This window comes from Duganella sp. CF458 (assembly GCF_900113115.1).
In the GTDB taxonomy this organism is placed as follows: domain Bacteria; phylum Pseudomonadota; class Gammaproteobacteria; order Burkholderiales; family Burkholderiaceae_D; genus Rugamonas.
Map to the genome: position 1 here is coordinate 262,073 of NZ_FOOF01000010.1, position 16,203 is coordinate 278,275.

17 protein-coding genes are annotated in these 16,203 nt (G+C 63.2%); 6 read left to right on the top strand and 11 right to left on the bottom strand.

Going from position 1 to position 16,203, the window contains the following annotated elements:
• Entirely contained in the window at positions 1–4,044 is a 4,044-nt protein-coding gene (gene hrpA, locus BM269_RS17340; protein WP_090439398.1) for an ATP-dependent RNA helicase HrpA, read from the bottom strand.
• A gap of 56 nt (positions 4,045–4,100) precedes the next feature.
• On the opposite strand from hrpA, the gene argA reads away from it, so the two are divergent.
• Entirely contained in the window at positions 4,101–5,411 is a 1,311-nt protein-coding gene (gene argA / locus BM269_RS17345) for an amino-acid N-acetyltransferase (RefSeq protein WP_090439401.1), read from the top strand.
• A gap of 24 nt (positions 5,412–5,435) precedes the next feature.
• Positions 5,436–5,708 carry an oxidative damage protection protein gene (locus BM269_RS17350; protein ID WP_090439403.1) on the top strand — a complete coding sequence of 91 codons (273 nt, stop codon included), beginning with the start codon at positions 5,436–5,438 and terminating at the stop codon, positions 5,706–5,708.
• Positions 5,709–5,786: 78 nt separating this feature from the next.
• On the opposite strand, the gene BM269_RS17355 is transcribed toward BM269_RS17350, so the two are convergent.
• The gene (locus BM269_RS17355) at positions 5,787–6,149 is read right to left on the bottom strand and encodes a hypothetical protein (protein WP_090439406.1); all 363 of its coding nucleotides are present in this window, start codon (positions 6,147–6,149) and stop codon (positions 5,787–5,789) included.
• 22 nt (positions 6,150–6,171) lie between these two features.
• Positions 6,172–6,849 (bottom strand): ribose-5-phosphate isomerase RpiA, encoded by a 678-nt coding sequence (gene rpiA / locus BM269_RS17360; protein ID WP_090439408.1) that lies wholly within the window; start codon positions 6,847–6,849, stop codon positions 6,172–6,174.
• 67 nt (positions 6,850–6,916) lie between these two features.
• Here rpiA and BM269_RS17365 point away from each other — a divergent pair, with 67 nt between their 5' ends.
• From BM269_RS17365 to BM269_RS17375, 3 genes are read left to right on the top strand one after another with little or no spacing between them, the layout of a single operon-like run.
• Positions 6,917–7,282, top strand: coding sequence for a response regulator (locus BM269_RS17365; RefSeq protein ID WP_090439410.1), 366 nt, complete (start codon positions 6,917–6,919; stop codon positions 7,280–7,282).
• Positions 7,283–7,284: 2 nt separating this feature from the next.
• Positions 7,285–7,914: a chemotaxis protein CheC gene (locus BM269_RS17370; protein ID WP_090439414.1), complete on the top strand. Its 630-nt coding sequence runs from the start codon at positions 7,285–7,287 to the stop codon at positions 7,912–7,914.
• Complete coding sequence (locus tag BM269_RS17375) at positions 7,911–8,867, top strand: GGDEF domain-containing protein (RefSeq protein ID WP_090439416.1); 957 nt, start codon at positions 7,911–7,913, stop codon at positions 8,865–8,867. Before BM269_RS17370 ends, BM269_RS17375 begins: the two co-directional genes overlap by 4 nt.
• A gap of 46 nt (positions 8,868–8,913) precedes the next feature.
• Here BM269_RS17375 and BM269_RS17380 read toward each other — a convergent pair whose 3' ends face one another.
• Both BM269_RS17380 and BM269_RS17385 read right to left on the bottom strand, forming a co-directional pair.
• Positions 8,914–9,291, bottom strand: coding sequence for a hypothetical protein (locus tag BM269_RS17380; protein ID WP_090439419.1), 378 nt, complete (start codon positions 9,289–9,291; stop codon positions 8,914–8,916).
• Positions 9,288–10,337: an acyl-CoA dehydrogenase family protein gene (locus BM269_RS17385; protein WP_090439422.1), complete on the bottom strand. Its 1,050-nt coding sequence runs from the start codon at positions 10,335–10,337 to the stop codon at positions 9,288–9,290. The genes BM269_RS17380 and BM269_RS17385 overlap by 4 nt, the downstream gene beginning before the upstream one ends.
• 47 nt (positions 10,338–10,384) lie before the next feature.
• On the opposite strand from BM269_RS17385, the gene BM269_RS17390 reads away from it, so the two are divergent.
• The gene (locus tag BM269_RS17390) at positions 10,385–10,864 is read left to right on the top strand and encodes a GlcG/HbpS family heme-binding protein (protein ID WP_229204689.1); all 480 of its coding nucleotides are present in this window, start codon (positions 10,385–10,387) and stop codon (positions 10,862–10,864) included.
• Here the strand turns inward: BM269_RS17390 and BM269_RS17395 are convergent.
• From BM269_RS17395 to edd, 6 genes are read right to left on the bottom strand one after another with little or no spacing between them, the layout of a single operon-like run.
• On the bottom strand, positions 10,861–12,099 hold the full coding sequence (locus tag BM269_RS17395; protein ID WP_170860407.1) for a DUF3667 domain-containing protein: 1,239 nt from the start codon (positions 12,097–12,099) through the stop codon (positions 10,861–10,863). The genes BM269_RS17390 and BM269_RS17395 overlap by 4 nt on opposite strands.
• A gap of 47 nt (positions 12,100–12,146) precedes the next feature.
• Entirely contained in the window at positions 12,147–12,437 is a 291-nt protein-coding gene (locus tag BM269_RS17400) for a hypothetical protein (protein WP_090439427.1), read from the bottom strand.
• Entirely contained in the window at positions 12,437–13,045 is a 609-nt protein-coding gene (locus BM269_RS17405) for an RDD family protein (protein ID WP_090439430.1), read from the bottom strand. The genes BM269_RS17400 and BM269_RS17405 overlap by 1 nt, the downstream gene beginning before the upstream one ends.
• 28 nt (positions 13,046–13,073) lie before the next feature.
• The gene (locus tag BM269_RS17410; RefSeq protein ID WP_090439433.1) at positions 13,074–13,586 is read right to left on the bottom strand and encodes a hypothetical protein; all 513 of its coding nucleotides are present in this window, start codon (positions 13,584–13,586) and stop codon (positions 13,074–13,076) included.
• Positions 13,586–14,206, bottom strand: coding sequence for a bifunctional 4-hydroxy-2-oxoglutarate aldolase/2-dehydro-3-deoxy-phosphogluconate aldolase (gene eda, locus BM269_RS17415; RefSeq protein WP_090439436.1), 621 nt, complete (start codon positions 14,204–14,206; stop codon positions 13,586–13,588). Before eda ends, BM269_RS17410 begins: the two co-directional genes overlap by 1 nt.
• 1 nt (position 14,207) lies before the next feature.
• Positions 14,208–16,130 (bottom strand): phosphogluconate dehydratase, encoded by a 1,923-nt coding sequence (gene edd / locus BM269_RS17420; RefSeq protein WP_090439440.1) that lies wholly within the window; start codon positions 16,128–16,130, stop codon positions 14,208–14,210.
• Positions 16,131–16,203: the final 73 nt, after the last annotated feature.

The following is a 16,203-nucleotide window of genomic DNA, read 5'->3' on the forward strand; positions in this document are numbered from 1 at the left end:
TTAGCGCTGCATCGATTCCCACACTTTCATCAGGCGCTTGACGGACACCGGCATCGGTGTCCGCAGCTCCTGAGCGAACAGCGACACGCGCAACTCCTCCAGCATCCAGCGGTATTCAACCAGTTTCGGGTCGGTGTTCTTGCCGGCCGACTTGTCGCGCATCAGGCGCTGGTAAGGTGCCGCCGCCTGGTTCCATTCCGACATGGACTTGGTGTCGCGCGCGGCGTCGGCGCGCAGCTTTTCCAGGCGCACGTTCATCGCTTTCAGGTAGCGCGGGAAGTGCGCCAGCTGCGAGAACTCGTTCTCGATCAGGAAGCGCTTGTGCACCAGGCCTTGCAGTTGCTGCTGCATGTCCTGCGCCACCTGCTGGTTGATGCCTTGCAGGCGCTTGGGCAGGCCGTGGTACTCGGTCAGCACTTGCGAAACCAGGCGGGCGATCTCGTTCACCAGCAGTACGATGCGCGACTTGCCTTCATCCTTGCGCTTGTTGAAGCTCGCCTCGTCGGTAGGCAACGGGTCCTGCAGGCAGGCGATATCGATGGCCTTGGCGATGACCTGGTCGCGCAATTCCTCCTGCGTGCCCATGGACATGAATTGCATGCCCATCTGCTGCAGGTTGGGGATCGATTTCTCGACGAATTTGATCTGGTCGCGCATCTGCAGCATGAACAGGCGGCGCAGGCCGATGCGGTGGGTGCGTGCGGCGACGTTCGGGTCGTCGAACACTTCCAGGTCGCAATGGGTGGTCTTGTCGACCAGCGCGGGGAAGCCGATCAGGCTTAGCTTGCCCTGTGTGATTTCCAGTAGCTCGGGCAGTTCGCCGAAGCTCCATGTCGTGATGTTGGTGTGCTGCGAAGCGGCGCTTGGCGCGGTAGCCGCCGGCGTGCCTGCAGGCGCGCGGGCCGGGACCGCACCACGTGCCGCGTCGGCTGCAATGCCGCCGTGCTTTTGCCTGGCCGGCGCGGCTGCGCCGCCCGCGAGCTGCGCCAACTGCGCGGCCGAAGCCGGCGCGTTGCCCCCTTCCGCCATCCGCTGGAAGCTCTGGCGCGCCTGCAGGCCGTATTCGGCCTGCAGCGTGGCCAGGTTGCGTCCCATGTCGAGCTGGCGCCCATGTTCGTCCACCACCTTGAAATTCATGAAGTGGTGCGCCGGCAGCTGCTCCGGCTTGAAGTCTGAAGTCAGCACGCTGATCGTGATCTGCTTGCGAATGTCGGCAATGATCGCGTCGATCAAGTCGCCGCGCGCGAACTCGGTTCGCTCGCAGAACTTGGCGGCGTAATCCGGCAACGGCACCATGTGGCGGCGCTGCTTTTGCGGCAGGGTCTTGAGCAGCAGGTGCACCTTCTCCTTCAGCATGCCCGGCACCAGCCATTCGCAGCGTTCGCGCGAGAGCTGGTTCAGCGCATACAGCGGCACGGTGAGCGTCACCCCGTCGCGCGGCGTGCCCGGCTCGAAGTGGTAGGACAGCTGCATCTCCAGGCCGGCGGCCATCATCTTCTTCGGGAACAGCTCGGTCGTGATGCCGGCCGCTTCGTGGCGCATCAAGTCGTCGCGGATCAGGTACAGCAGCTTCGGATTGTCGGCCGAGGCGTCCTTGTACCATTTTTCGAAACCGGCCCCGTTCACCACGTCGGCCGGAACTTCCTTATCGTAGAAGGCTTCGATCAACTGGTCGTCCACCAGCACGTCCTGGCGGCGCGACTTGTGCTCGAGGTTCTCGATCTCGCGCACCAGCTTGTGGTTATGGGCGAAGAACGGCGCACGGGTATCGTAATCGCCGCCAACCAGGGCGTCGCGGATGAAGATTTCGCGCGCCTCCACCGGGTTCTTCAGGCCGTAGTTGATGCGGCGCTGGCTGTAGACCACCAGGCCGTACAGCGTGGCGCGTTCGGACGCAGTGACTTGCGCCGGCCGCTTTTCCCAGCGCGGCTCGCCCCAGGATTTATTCAGCAAATGGCCGCCGATCCTTTCGATCCACTCCGGCTCGATGCGCGCCACGCAGCGCGCGTACAGGCGGGTGGTTTCCACCAGTTCGGCGGAGACGATCCACTTGCCCGGCTTCTTCGACAGGTGCGAGCCTGGCCAAATATGGAACTTGATGCCGCGCGCGCCCAGGTAGGTGCCACCCGGCTCGTCCTCGCCCTTGAAGCCGATATTGCCCAGCAGGCCGGTGAGCAGCGCCATATGCAGCTGGTCGTAGGTAGCCGGCAGTTCGTTGGTGCGCCAGCCCTGCTCTTTCACGATGGTGAGCAGTTGCGAATGTACGTCGCGCCATTCGCGCAGGCGAAGCTGGTTCAGGAAGGTGGCGCGGCACGCGTCCATCAACTGGCGATTGGACTTCTTGTGCTCGACGGCATTCTCGAACCACTTCCAGATTTTCAGGTAGCTGAGGAATTCGGACTTTTCGTCGGCGAACTTCTTGTGCGCTTCGTCGGCGGCCTGCTGGTGTTCGACTGGCCGGTCGCGCGGGTCTTGTACCGACAGGGCGGCAGCCACGATCAGCACTTCGGTCAGGCAGGCATATTCCTGCGCGGCCAGGATCATGCGGCCCACGCGCGGGTCGAGCGGCAGCTTGGCCAGCTTGCGGCCCAATGGCGTCAACTGGTTGTCGTCGTCGACCGCACCCAGTTCCTGCAGCAGCTGGTAGCCGTCGGCGATCGCGCGCCCCGGCGGCGGTTCGATGAATGGGAAGCTCTCCACGTCCGTCAGGTGCAGCGACTTCATGCGCAGGATGACGGACGCCAGCGAGGAACGCAGGATTTCCGGATCGGTGAACTTGGGCCGCTGCAGGAAATCCTGCTCGTCGTACAGGCGGATACAGACGCCGTCGGCCACACGGCCGCAGCGTCCGGCGCGCTGGTTGGCGGCCGATTGCGCCACCGCTTCGATCTGCAGTTGCTCGACCTTGTTGCGGTAGCTGTAGCGCTTGACGCGCGCCAGGCCGGCGTCCACCACGTAGCGGATGCCCGGCACGGTCAGCGACGTTTCCGCCACGTTGGTGGCCAGCACGATGCGGCGCGCGTTGGTGGTGCGGAACACGCGGTCCTGCTCTTCGACCGACAGGCGGGCGAACAGCGGCAGGATTTCCACGTGCGGCGGATGGTGCTTGCGCAGGGCTTCGGCGGCGTCGCGGATTTCGCGCTCGCCGGGCAGGAACACCAGCACGTCGCCGCTGCCGATGCGGCAGACTTCATCGACGCCGTCGACGATGGCTTCCATCAGGTCGCGTTTATCGCGGGCGGCCGCGGTACGGGCACCCTTGGCGTCGGCGCCTTGCTGTGCGCCGGGCGCCACAAGCTGGTCGCGCTCCACCGGACGGTAGCGCACTTCGACCGCGTACAGGCGGCCGGAGACTTCGATCACCGGCACCGCAGGCTTGCCTTCCTGCGCGAAGTGGCGGGCGAAACGCTCGGCGTCGATGGTCGCCGAGGTGATGATCACCTTCAGGTCCGGGCGGCGCGGCAGGATCTGCTTCAAGTAGCCAAGCAGAAAGTCGATGTTCAGGCTGCGTTCGTGGGCTTCGTCGATGATGATCGTGTCGTAAGCCTTCAGCAGCGGGTCGGTCTGGGTTTCGGCCAGCAGGATACCGTCGGTCATCAGCTTGACCGAGGCGCCCTTGCTCAGGGTGTCGTTGAAGCGCACCTTGTAGCCGACATGTTCGCCCGGCGGCGAGCCCAGTTCGACGGCGATGCGTTTCGCGGTGGACGAAGCGGCGATACGGCGCGGCTGGGTGTGGCCGATCAGGCCTTTCTGGCCGCGTCCCAGTTCCAGGCAAATCTTCGGCAGCTGGGTGGTTTTGCCGGAGCCGGTTTCACCCGAGACGATCACCACCTGGTGCCTGGTCAGGGCTTCGGCGATTTCCGCGCGGCGGCCCGAGACCGGCAGCTCCTCAGGGAAGGTGATCGGCGGCAGCGGATTGCGGAACGCCCGCGCCGCCTCGCGTTCGGCGCGCTGCTCCGCACTCTCGCGCCCGCGGCGCTCCCCGCCTTGCGCACGCTGGCCGGATGGTTTCTGGGGAGGATTGTTCTTGCTTGCTTCAGACATCGTTTTTTACATAGTTTGGGCGCGAAAACCGCGCAGCGCATTATAATGCGCGGATAATGGAAAACCCTATCCAATTCGTCTCTTGGCTGCGCTCCGTAGCGCCTTACGTCCACGCCTTCCGCGGCAAGACCTTCGTGGTCGCTTTCCCTGGTGAACTGGTTGCCGCAGGCGCCCTCTCGGTGCTGGCGCACGACCTGTCCCTGCTGCACGCGCTGGACATCAACGTCACCGTGGTCTACGGCTCGCGTCCCCAGGTTGCCGAGCAGCTCGCCTTGCGAAACGTGGAAGGCCGCTTCCACAACGGCGTGCGCATCACCGACACGGCCGCCATGGAGTGCGCCAAGGAAGCCGCCGGCGAACTGCGCCTCGACATCGAGGCCGCCTTCAGCCAAGGTTTGCCGAATACCCCGATGTCGCATGCCGCGATCCGTATCATTTCCGGCAACTTCATCACCGCCCGCCCGCTCGGCGTGATCGACGGCGTCGACTTCGAACTGACAGGCCTGACCCGTAAGGTGGACGCGGAAACCATCCATTCGATCATGGGTTCGGACGGCGTGGTGCTGCTGTCGCCGCTGGGCTTCTCGCCTACCGGCGAGACGTTCAACCTGACGATGGAAGACGTGGCCTGCACCGCCGCCATCGCCCTGCACGCCGACAAGCTGGTCTTCATCACCGAAACCGACATGATGACCGACGCCGGCGGCACCGAGATCCGCGAACTGTCCTCGCACCAGGCCGAAGCCGTGCTGCAGGCAGGCTTCCTGCCGGACGCCACCGCCTACTACCTGAAGCACTGCATCAAGGCCTGCAGCAACGGCGTCGAGCGTGCCCACATCGTGCCGTTCGCGATGGACGGCTCGGCCCTGCTGGAACTGTTCACCCACGATGGCGTGGGCACCATGATCTCGCATGAGAACCTGGAATCGCTGCGCCCGGCCACCATCGAAGACGTGGGCGGCATCATCAAGCTGATCGAGCCGCTGGAAGCCGACGGCACCCTGGTCAAGCGCGGCCGCGAGCTGATCGAGCGCGAGATCGAGATGTTCTCGGTCATCGAGCACGATGGCGTGATCTTCGGTTGCGCGGCCTTGTACGTCTTCCCGGAAGAAAAAATGGCCGAAATGGCATGCCTTACCGTCAACCCCGACGTGCAAACCCAGGGCGACGGCGAGCGCATCCTCAAGCACATGGAAAACCGCGCCCGGGCGCAGGGCATCAGCAAGCTGTTCGTGCTGACCACCCGCACCGCGCACTGGTTCATCAAGCGCGGCTTCATCCCCGCCACGGTGGACGCGCTGCCGAAAGACCGCCAGCGCCTCTACAACTGGCAGCGCAAGTCGCAAGTCTTGATCAAGACCTTATAATTGACTTTTTTAGGAGCACCGAAGATGGCCCGTACCGTCCACTGCATCAAACTGAACAAGGAAGCCGAAGGCCTGGACTTCCCGCCATATCCGGGCGAGCTGGGCAAGCGCATTTACGCATCCGTCTCGAAGGAAGCCTGGGCCGCCTGGATCAAGCACCAGACCATGCTGGTCAACGAAAACCGCCTGAACCTGGCAGACGTACGCGCCCGCAAATACCTGGCCGCGCAAATGGAAAAGCACTTCTTCGGCGAAGGCGCCGACCAGGCCGCCGGCTACGTCCCGCCAAGCGCCTGAATTGAATGGGAAAATTAAATGGGGACGTACCCCATTTAATTGTTGCAAATTAAATGGGGTACGTCCCCATTTAATTTTTTAGCGGCTGGCTACATCCGAATTCATCGGTTTGCACTGGCGCAGTTCGCAGCGCGCCATGAATACCTTGCCGTTGCTGCAAGACATACGGTAAATCTCCACCGGACCGCGTTCGGTCACCAGCCCTGCCCCGCGCCCGCCACGGCACTCTTCAGCACTGGCCAGGCGCTCCACCGTTGCCGACGAAATGCCGGGACGGAATTCCACTTTCTCCACCGGCACGCCATCGATCATCGATCGCTTGGCAACAGCTTCCGCTTCCAGCACGGATTTACGCTTCACAGGCGCCTGGGCAACCTGTTTTTTGGATGCGCAAGCACTCAATACACCAGCAGCGAGCAAGAGCAGGAACAGTCGTTTCATGGGTTCTTTCTAAAGGGAAGAATCAATATTTAACGGTACGCACGCCGTCAGGGGTACCCAGCAGACACACATTGGCGCCGCGGGCAGCGAACAGGCCGACGGCAACCACGCCGACGATCTGGTTGATTTGGGTTTCCAGCGCAACGGGATCGGTAATCGACAGGCCGGCCACGTCGATGATATTGCCGCCATTGTCAGTCACGAAGATCTCGTCGGAACCGGCCTTGGTGCGCACTTTCGGCTGGCCGCCCAGGGCCGCCAACTGGCGCATCACCGAATTGCGGGCCATCGGCAGCACTTCCACCGGCAGCGGGAACTTGCCCAGGGTCTCTACCAGCTTGGAACCATCTGCGATGCAGACGAATTGCTTCGATACCGACGCCACGATCTTTTCGCGGGTCAGGGCTGCGCCGCCGCCCTTGATCATGTGGCCTGCCGCGTTGATCTCATCGGCGCCGTCAATGTACACCGCGATTTCCGAAACCTCGTTAAGATCGTAGACAGGAATGCCGTGACCGGCCAGGCGCGCTGCAGTCGCTTCCGACGAGGCAACAGCACCCTTGATGCGGTGCTTGATCTTGCCCAGTTCATCAATGAAGTAGTTTGCCGTGGAACCGGTACCAACGCCGATAATTTCGCCGTCGATCACGTACTCGATCGCCGAAATAGCAACAGCCTGTTTCAATTTGTCTTGCGTCATAGTTACAATGGATTCAATAAAGGTTGCCTATTTTATCCGAACTGTCAACTGAGCCGGGAAAAACGCCATGAAGCCAAGTACCGTATTAATCGTGGATGACAGCCGCGTGTCGCGCATGCTGACCCGCCAGCACATCCAGGTGCGCCATGCCGACTGGGTTGTCGAGGAAGCCGCCACCGGCGATGAAGCCATCGCCAAGGCCAAAGGATTGCAGCCCGACTTGGTGTTGCTGGACGTAAACATGCCGGGCATGAATGGCGTCGATGCTGCCGCCGCGCTACGGGTGATGCTGCCCAATGCCCACATCTCCCTGCTGACTGCCAATGTCCAGGCCGCCACCCGCCAGCGGGCCGAAGAGATCGGCGTGGGCTTCATGGAGAAACCGATCACCGCCGAGCGCATCGCGCAACTGATTGCCCCGCTGGAAGCCTGACCATGGTCCGGCTCACCGAACTGGAGCACGACGCCCTCGTCGAGCTGTTCAATATTGGCGTGGGCCAGGCAGCCTCCGCCATGAGCGAGATCGTCAGCGAAACGGTCACCATGTCGGTGCCTGCCATCAGCTTTCTGACCCGCGCTACCGCCGCCAAACTGCTGGCCAGCCGCAGCACCGGCAACGGCCGCCTGTGCGGCATCAGCCAACACTACAGCGGCGCCTTCGACACCGATGCCATCCTGATGTTTCCGGAAGAGAAAAGCCAGGAAATCGTGCGCCTGATGGTGGGCGAAGCCATGCCGCTGGCCGAACTGTCGGCCATGGAACAGGAAGCGATGAGCGAGATCGGCAATATCCTGCTGAACAGCTGCGTCGGATCGCTGGCCAACCTGCTGGGGCACGAGTTGCATGGTTCGCTGCCCGATTACCACGTCGGCTACAGCGAAGAGATCCTGGCGCAGGCCGGCAGCGCCGAGAACGCGGTGCTGATGCTGCATATCGAGTTTGTCATCGAGCGCCAGCAGATCGCCGGCGACGTCGCCTTCATCATGGACATGACCGCGCTGCACGACTTGAAGCAGCATGTGACGGACTTCCTCGACAGGTCCATCGGCGGAGCGCAGCCATGAAATCGTCGGTCGAGTCCCTGCCGCTTCTGCAGGGCGTTATCGACAGCATCGACGTCGGCACGCTGGTGGTCGATAGCAGCGAGCGCGTGGTGCTGTGGAACCATTGGATGGACCAGCACTCGGGCGTGCTCGGCGCCGAAACGCTGGAGCGCAGCTTCTTCGACCTGTTCCCCGAGCAGCGCGGCAAGCGGCTGGAGGCCGCCATCGGCCAGGCGCTGCGCAGCAACCTGCCCTCCCTGCTGTCGCAGAGCTTGAACCGTTGGCCGCTGCCGCTGTATGCCAGCAAGTCGGCCGCCGAAAAAGGCGAGCGCATGCAACAGCAGATCACCGTCACGCCGCTTAACCTGGGCAACAATGAACGCTATTGCCTGATCCAGGTCAGCGACGTCAGCGCGGCAGTGCAGCGCGAGAACCTGTTGCGCGAACAGGCCGTGGCGCTGCGTTCGCAGACCTTGCTGGATGACCTGACCGGCGTTGCCAACCGTCGCCACTTCGACATGGCGATCGACCGCGAGACGCGGCGCGCGCGGCGCATGGGCACTCCGCTCTCGCTGATGATGCTCGATATCGACTACTTCAAGGCCTACAACGACCATTATGGGCACCAGCAAGGCGATGCCTGCCTGGAAGCGGTGGCGTCCTCATTGTCGACCATGCAGCAGCGGCCGGCCGACCTGTTCGCACGCTACGGCGGCGAGGAGTTCGCGGTGGTCCTGCCCGACACGCCGGCCGACGCCGCGGTAATGATGGCCAACGCCATGTGCCGCAAGGTGCGCGACCTGCGCATCCCGCACCAGGCCTCACGCACCGACGAACGCATCGTCACCATCAGCATCGGTGTTGCCAGCAGCGACAGCAGCAATGGCGGCGAAGTGTATGACCTGATCAACGCTGCGGACCGCGCCCTGTACCAGGCCAAGGCATGCGGCCGCAACCGCGTGCACTCGATCTGAACCCGTTTGCCTGGCACCCTCACCATCGGCAGGACTTTGCCCGCTCCTACTGTGCAAAGACGAAGCGAACCAGCGCCAGCGACAGCGCGAACACATAGCCATAAGCGAAACGGTCGATGCGCAGCACGGCGTCGCCGCGGCGAGCACGCCAGACGCCTGCCAGGCACATCATGCCGCCGGCTGCCAGTGGCGTCAGCAGCAGGTTAAGCTTGCGCAGGACTTCGTTGCGTACCAGGTGGTCGGGCAGCAGCCAGAGCGTAATGCCCCCCGCAACAGCACCCAAGATGGCGTAGCCCAGGCCTGCCAGCCACGGGTTCAATGGGCGGCGGGACTTATCGAACGAATGAAAGCCCAGCTCCACCAATGCTTCCACCGCCACCTGGATCAGGAACTCGCCAATCAGCTCGAACAGGAATTCAATCATGATGCGAACAAGGCATGTTGGCTGGCGGTGTGAAAATCGCGCCAGACACGGTTGATCTCGGAATCTTCCTGCGCCGCGCGCAGCCCGCAGTAAGGATAGGTTTCTGCCACCGTGCGCCGCGCCGCCAGCACCAGCGCCATCGAAGCCTCGCGCAATTGTGCGTCAAGCTCCTGGTCGATGCGGCCACCTGCCCCTTCCGCCTGCGCCCAGGCCTGGTCGAGCAGCGCGAGCATGCACCCACGCGCGCCTTCCAGCGCCTCGGCCGCCCGTGCCAGTGCATCCTGCGCGCTGGCAGGCGGCTGGCGACGTGCCGCAACGATGTCCCGCGCCAGCGCCAGGAAATGCCGCGCCATGCCGGACAAGTTCGCCGCCAACGTCACCCACGCCAGCAGCATGAAGGGGAATCGGTACAGCGTGCCCTGTGCCGTCGCATGGGCAGGGTCGATCGTGAATCCATGGCTTGCCGGCACCAAGGCGCCTTCGATGCGGTAGCTGTGCGAGGCGGAGCCCTTCATGCCAAAGCTGCGCCAGGTCGGCTCGATCACCACCTGCGCGGCCGGCACGACAAAAGCCCGGATCCGCGGCGCGCCATCCGGCCCCGCCAGCGGCTGGCCGTTCTCGCGCAGCACCGCATTGAGCGTGAAATGCGTCGCCATCGGCGCACCGCTTGCGATGTCCCAGCGGCCCGTGATTCGATAGCCATCGCCTTCCTTGTCGGCGAAACCGGTCGGCGCCCCGCTGCCGGCGAGACAGACGCCAGGCGTCGCGATGACTTCCCGCGCCGTCTCAGGCGGCAGGAAGCCCGTGAACCAGCCCGCCCCCGCACACAGCGTGACCACCCAGCCCATGCTGCCATCGGCCTGCGCGAGTGCCTCTTCCAGCCGGACTACTTGCGGCAAAGGCATTTCCGTACCGCCGACAGCGCGCGGCGCCAGCATTTTCAACCAGCCCTGTTGATGGATCAGCGCCTGCTGGTCCATCAACAGGAAGCCCGCGGCTTCGGCGCCTGCAGCGCCGGCGCGGATACGTTCGATGTCAACTTTCATATGCAATCTATGCCAGAATTGCAAGCATTCTAACCTCGGAGACCCCAATGCTGCGAACTGCCATGCTTTGCCTGGTAACGGCCCTGCCGCTCACCACCTACGCCGCGCCACTCAACGCCCAGCTCACGCAACGCGCGGTGCTGAACCTGAACGTGGTGAAGCAGATCGCCGCAGCCGCCGAGGCGGAAGCGCGCAAGAACAACTGGAACGTATCGATCGCCGTAGTCGATGAAGCCGGCCAGCTAATGCACTTCATCCGCATGGACGATACGGCCAACTCCACGGTCAATGTGGCGCAAGGCAAAGCGCGCCATGCGGTCAATTACCGCCGCGATACCAAATTTCACCAGGAAATACTGGAAAAAGGAAATGCCGTGGTACTCGGCTTGCCGGATTCACTGCCGGTAGAAGGTGGGGTGCGGCTGCTAGCCGCGGGCAAAGTGATCGGCGCCATCGGAGTCGCGGGCGTCCAGGCATCGCAAGACGCCCAGATCGCCCGCGCCGGCGCGGCGCTGCTGCAGGATTAAGTTGCCGACAGCGCCAACACGACCAGGGTGTACATGGTCAGCACGATGAAGGTCATGAACAGCAGGAAGCAGGTACGCCACAGTGCGCCGAAACGCGACAGGCCGTAGGCGCAGCGCAGTTGCAGGAACATGTGTACCGGTGGGATGAAGACGAACAGGCTGGCGCCCAGGCCGCCGAAATCAAAGTAGCTCAATGTTGCGACGATGGTGAACAGCAGCGACATGAACGACAGCGAATACAGCGAGAACACCGCGTGGTCGTACATCGTGATGCCACGGCGCCAGAAGAACATCAGCCACAGGAAAGGCAGGGAAATCGGCACCAGCAGGAAGGAGTATTTGTAGGCCGCGTTCTTCAGCTTGTACTTGGCCAACTCCGGGTTGTCGACAGCGTGCTTGATACCCTTGCCAATCCAGCCTGAATCGGAATGCTTGGCGTCTTTGCCGCCAGCCCCGTCTTCCTCCGTTACTTCTTCGCTGACATCGTTCAGGATTTCCTCAATGATGCCCGGCTCCTTCGTGTTCGCGCTTTCCTTCGCACTGCCTTGGTCTGCCTCCTTGGCTGCATCCTTGCCGGCCGGCTTGATCGTTTCAGTGAACTTGGCGGTGCCGGTCATCGCAATCTTGCCGGCGGTCAGGGCGCTATTCAAGCCGTCGAGCGCCTTCTTCGCCTCATCCAGCCTGTGTTGTGCCTTCGGGACTTCCGCCGTACCGGGTTCTGCGGCCTTCAGGTCCGCCTCCGCCTCGGCAATCTTCACTTTCTGCTCGGCGATCTTCCCGTTCATTGTCTTCTCGAAGGCAGCCTTGCCGTTCTTGCCTTCGGCGACCTTGCCTGTGCCCGGTCCCGAACTGGTGCCCATCGTCAGCGAGAAGACGAAGAACATGAAGAACATCATGAACAGGAACAGCGCCAACGGCGAGACAAAGCGCGTGCGCTGGCCGTCGATGTAGCGGCGCGTCAGCTGGCCCGGACGGGCAATCAGCAGCGGCAAGGTGCGCCAACCCTTGGTGTCAAAGTGCAGCAGGCCGTGGATCAACTCCTCGCCCAGGTGCAGTACCGACTTGTGCAGATGGCCCTTCTGGCCGCAGTTGCCGCAGTAATTGGCGGTGACCGGCGTGCCGCAGTTGGCGCATGATGCGCTATGCGCGTGCTGGCCGGACTTGCCAGCGTCGCCTTCAACCTCTTTGGCTACCAGGCTGGCCGTTACCAGGTCGCCTGCCACTTCAATCTCCATCCCCATCGCCGCCGCTCCGCCCAATGCAAAGTTTGCATGTTAGCAAATTATTGATCTTTATTGCTAAGGTAGCCGGCGAATGCCCCGATCACGACGCCAATGCCACTCCATGACAACATTTCCAGGTTGCCTGGCAGGCCTTTCCCGAACAGGGCCAGCAAATCGAGCGCCAGCATGAAAGGGCCGGTGACCAACCCAAGCAGCGCCGACACCAGCCCCCATCCTGGATCCGCCTGGTTCCAGGCAAGGACGGAACCCTTTACGGCAGCGCCCATGACACCGCCAAGCATGGCCCCGAGAATTCCATCGACCAGCGGTGGCGTGCGGCGCTGCGCCATCAGAGGTTCCGCTTCGCCTTGACGACCACAGTCCCTGCCAGGAAATCGTGCACGGCGCGGCGGCGCGTGTTGCACAACATGGCCACCGCGCATGCCAACATCCAGACTTGCATCAGCGTCTGTGCCAATGTTGCCCAGCCTGGCGAAAGAGCCGCCATGGCAGCGGCCCGCTGCATGAAGCCAAACGAGAAGTAGGTCGCCTGATCCAGGTTCACAGCAGCATAGGCGGTGCCGATATTGGTTGCGAGCGACAGCGCCAGCATTGGCGCTACGCGCAGCAAGGCCGCTTTGGTCGAAACCGGTGCGCCATCGCGCATCTGGACGCGCAGCTTCAGCACCAGCTTGCCAGGCGAGCCGCCATAGCGGCGCACCAGGTAGACCGTCAGGAACATGCCCAGCAACGTGCCGGGAATCAGCCAGATCGCGTAGAAATAACGCGACAGGGAGCTAAGCCAGAAGGTCAGCCCGATGACGGGCAACAGGAAGATCACGTCCAGGATCTGGGCGCCAACGCGAATCCAGAAACCGCCGACTTCGGGCGGCGTGCCGATTTCTTCAGCGCGCGCGGTGTCAAGATCGGCTAACGGAGATTGGTAAGGGTTATGCATGGTTGCTTAAAATTGTGCTCTAAAGCAACTACGATAGCATACCGTTAGCAAAAAATATACGCGGCAGGTTGGCCGGCGACGCCGGATCACGCAGGAAATCGCGCAGCATGTCGTGGTACAAGCCTGCATCCAGCTTGTGCAGATAGACCATGGCGAAATAGTCGGCCAGCACCTCGGCCTGGGCTTCCATATTGAAGTCGCGCAGCCGCAGCTCGGGCGAAACTTCATAGTCATAGTTCAGGCCGAGGCGGATGGCGCCGCGCCACATCACGGGATAGCCAAGCTGGTGCTGCCAGACGTGGGCCATCTCGTGCATGAACCAATGCTGTTCGCGTTCGGATGCGAGCGAGAAGTCCGGGCGGTAGCGGGAGATGTGGAAGTACAGTTCGCCGTTCGGCGTGATGCAGACATCTTTGCGCTGCAAAAAAGGAATGAAGCGGGTGTTGTGGATGCGCACCCGCTTGTAGTCGATCGCGCCGCCGAATACCAGCCGGGCCAGCGCAATCTCACCCGGCGTCAACGGCCGGGCAATGACTTCCATCAGTGGCGCAGAGCGCTGGCCGCCTTGGCAATGGCGGTGATGCGGTCCCAGTCGCCGGCTTGCATGGCGTCCTTCGGCGTCAGCCAGGAGCCGCCCACACAGGCCACATTCTTCAGCGACAGGAAGGCCGGCGCGGTGTCTTGCGAAATGCCGCCGGTCGGGCAGAACACCACGTCCGACAGCGGACCGGCAATTGCATTCAGCATGCCAACGCCGCCGGCGGGAACGGCCGGGAACAGCTTCAGTTGCTTGAAGCCCTGTTCACGCGCCTTCATCACTTCCGACGGGGTCATGACGCCAGGCAGCAGCGGCAGGCCGCTCGATTTGGCGGCGGCGATCAACGCATCGGTCAGGCCCGGCGACACGCCGAACACGGCACCCGCATCGCGCGCGGCGGCGAATTCCTCAGGCTGGGTCAAGGTGCCGACACCGACGATGGCGCCTTCCACCTGGCTCATGGCGCGAATCGCCCCCAGGCCGTGCTGGGTGCGCAGGGTCACTTCCAGCACGCGGATGCCGCCAGCCACCAGCGCTTTCGCCAATGGCACGGCGTGGTCAGGATCGTCAATCGCGATCACGGGGATCACGGCCGAGGTACGCATAATGTCGAGCAGGGTCATGTCAGGCTTTCTTTGCGAGGAAATCTTCATCGGAACCGGGCACGGTATTGCCCACATTGTCTTCGCCGTGCAGCGGCACGGTGGTCGGGATCGGGGACGGCAGCGGGAACATGGTCGCGCCCTGCTCCGCCGCGCACACGCTGCTGCGGAACATGGAGAACAGTTCGCGCCCCATGCCGATCTGGTTTGGCGACAGGTCGGCCTGCGCCAGCGAGCGGCCATGCCACACGTCGGAGGCAACCAGCGCTTCCAGCGTGCCGCTGGCGGCGTCCAGGCGGATGATGTCACCGTCGCGCACCAGGCCCAGTGGGCCGCCCGCCAGGATTTCCGGCGACACGTGGATCGCGGCAGGCACCTTGCCGGAAGCGCCGGACATGCGGCCGTCGGTCACCAGGGCCACCTTGCGGCCGGCGTCCTGCAGGTTGGCCAGTGCAGGGGTCAGGGCGTGCAGTTCCGGCATGCCGTTGGCTTTCGGGCCCTGGAAGCGGAGCACCGCCACGAAGTCGCGATCGAGTGTGCCGGCCTTGTAGGCTGCCATGAAGGCTTCCTGCGAATCGAACACCAGTGCCGGCGCTTCCACGCTGCGGTGCTCTTCCTTGACGGCGGAAACCTTCATGATGGCGCGGCCCAGGTTACCCTGCACCAGCACCATGCCGCCGTCTTTCGAGAACGCATCGGCGGCGCCGCGCAGCACTTTTTCGTCCGCGCTCTTGAGCGGAGCTTCCTTGAAGACCACGCCGGTCGCATCGTCGTTCAGGAACGGCTCGGCGCAGTGCCCGCGCAGGCCCCGGCCCAGGATGGTGTTGACGTCGTCGTGCAGCAGTCCCGCATCCAGCAGTTCGCGGATCACGAAGCCGGTACCGCCGGCAGCGTGGAAGTGATTCACGTCGGCGTCGCCGTTCGGGTAGATGCGGCACAGCAGCGGCACCACGGCCGACAGCTCATTGAAATCGTCCCAGTCGATCACCACGCCGGCCGCCTTGGCGATTGCGACCAGGTGCAGCGTGTGATTGGTCGAACCGCCAGTCGCCAGCAGGCCCACCACGGCGTTGATGATGGACTTCTCGTCCACGATATGGCCGACCGGGATGTATTCGTTGCCCATCTCAGTGATCTGCGCCGCGCGCTGTGCGGCGGCGGCAGTGAGCGCATCGCGCAGCGGGGTGCCAGGGTTGATGAAGGCGGCACCGGGCAGGTGCAGGCCCATGATTTCCATCAGCAGCTGGTTGGAGTTGGCGGTACCGTAGAAAGTACAGGTGCCGGCGCCGTGATAGGACTGGGACTCGCCTTCCAGCAGCTCTTCGCGGGTGGCCTTGCCTTGCGCATAACGCTGGCGGATCGCCGCTTTATCTTTGTTCGACAGGCCGGAGGTCATCGGACCGGCCGGCACGAACACGGCAGGCAGGTGGCCGAAGTGCAGCGCGCCGATCAGCAGGCCCGGCACGATCTTGTCGCACACGCCCAGGTACAACACGGAATCGAACATATTGTGGGACAGGCCGATCGCCGCCGACATGGCAATTGCATCGCGCGAGAACAGCGACAGCTCCATGCCGGGCTGACCCTGGGTCACGCCATCGCACATGGCCGGCGTACCGCCCGCGTACTGCGCCACCGCGCCAACCTTGCGTACCGCATCCTTGATGATGGCCGGGAAGGCCTCGAAGGGCTGGTGGGCCGACAGCATGTCGTTGTAAGCGGAGATGATCGCCACGGAAGGCTGCTTCACCTCCTTCAGGATCAGCTTATCGTTCGCCGGGAACGCGGCAAAACCGTGCGCCAGGTTGGTACAGGACAGGGTGCCACGCTGGGTGCGGCCCTTGACGCGGGCCGCCTCGAGGTGCGCCAGGTAGGCGCCGCGGGAAACGCGGCTGCGCTGGATGACGCGTGCGGTGACTTTTTCCAGGACTGGATGCAACGGCATGATCGTTCCTTTTCAATGAATTTACGGAAATTTTACTACAAAATTTCCGACTGCGAGCGCTCTCACCACGCTT

What these genes read in the sequence shown, in the direction of transcription:
- BM269_RS17365 (WP_090439410.1), top strand. Translation starts at nt 6,917, where the DNA reads ATGAAGCCAAGTACCGTATTAATCGTGGATGACAGCCGCGTGTCGCGC.
- rpiA (WP_090439408.1), bottom strand. Translation starts at nt 6,849, where the DNA reads ATGACGCAAGACAAATTGAAACAGGCTGTTGCTATTTCGGCGATCGAG.
- BM269_RS17410 (WP_090439433.1), bottom strand. Translation starts at nt 13,586, where the DNA reads ATGGAAGTCATTGCCCGGCCGTTGACGCCGGGTGAGATTGCGCTGGCC.
- BM269_RS17375 (WP_090439416.1), top strand. Translation starts at nt 7,911, where the DNA reads ATGAAATCGTCGGTCGAGTCCCTGCCGCTTCTGCAGGGCGTTATCGAC.
- hrpA (WP_090439398.1), bottom strand. Translation starts at nt 4,044, where the DNA reads ATGTCTGAAGCAAGCAAGAACAATCCTCCCCAGAAACCATCCGGCCAG.
- BM269_RS17405 (WP_090439430.1), bottom strand. Translation starts at nt 13,045, where the DNA reads ATGCATAACCCTTACCAATCTCCGTTAGCCGATCTTGACACCGCGCGC.
- edd (WP_090439440.1), bottom strand. Translation starts at nt 16,130, where the DNA reads ATGCCGTTGCATCCAGTCCTGGAAAAAGTCACCGCACGCGTCATCCAG.
- BM269_RS17390 (WP_229204689.1), top strand. Translation starts at nt 10,385, where the DNA reads ATGCTGCGAACTGCCATGCTTTGCCTGGTAACGGCCCTGCCGCTCACC.
- BM269_RS17385 (WP_090439422.1), bottom strand. Translation starts at nt 10,337, where the DNA reads ATGAAAGTTGACATCGAACGTATCCGCGCCGGCGCTGCAGGCGCCGAA.
- BM269_RS17380 (WP_090439419.1), bottom strand. Translation starts at nt 9,291, where the DNA reads ATGATTGAATTCCTGTTCGAGCTGATTGGCGAGTTCCTGATCCAGGTG.
- BM269_RS17350 (WP_090439403.1), top strand. Translation starts at nt 5,436, where the DNA reads ATGGCCCGTACCGTCCACTGCATCAAACTGAACAAGGAAGCCGAAGGC.
- eda (WP_090439436.1), bottom strand. Translation starts at nt 14,206, where the DNA reads ATGACCCTGCTCGACATTATGCGTACCTCGGCCGTGATCCCCGTGATC.
- argA (WP_090439401.1), top strand. Translation starts at nt 4,101, where the DNA reads ATGGAAAACCCTATCCAATTCGTCTCTTGGCTGCGCTCCGTAGCGCCT.
- BM269_RS17355 (WP_090439406.1), bottom strand. Translation starts at nt 6,149, where the DNA reads ATGAAACGACTGTTCCTGCTCTTGCTCGCTGCTGGTGTATTGAGTGCT.
- BM269_RS17370 (WP_090439414.1), top strand. Translation starts at nt 7,285, where the DNA reads ATGGTCCGGCTCACCGAACTGGAGCACGACGCCCTCGTCGAGCTGTTC.
- BM269_RS17400 (WP_090439427.1), bottom strand. Translation starts at nt 12,437, where the DNA reads ATGGCGCAGCGCCGCACGCCACCGCTGGTCGATGGAATTCTCGGGGCC.
- BM269_RS17395 (WP_170860407.1), bottom strand. Translation starts at nt 12,099, where the DNA reads ATGGAGATTGAAGTGGCAGGCGACCTGGTAACGGCCAGCCTGGTAGCC.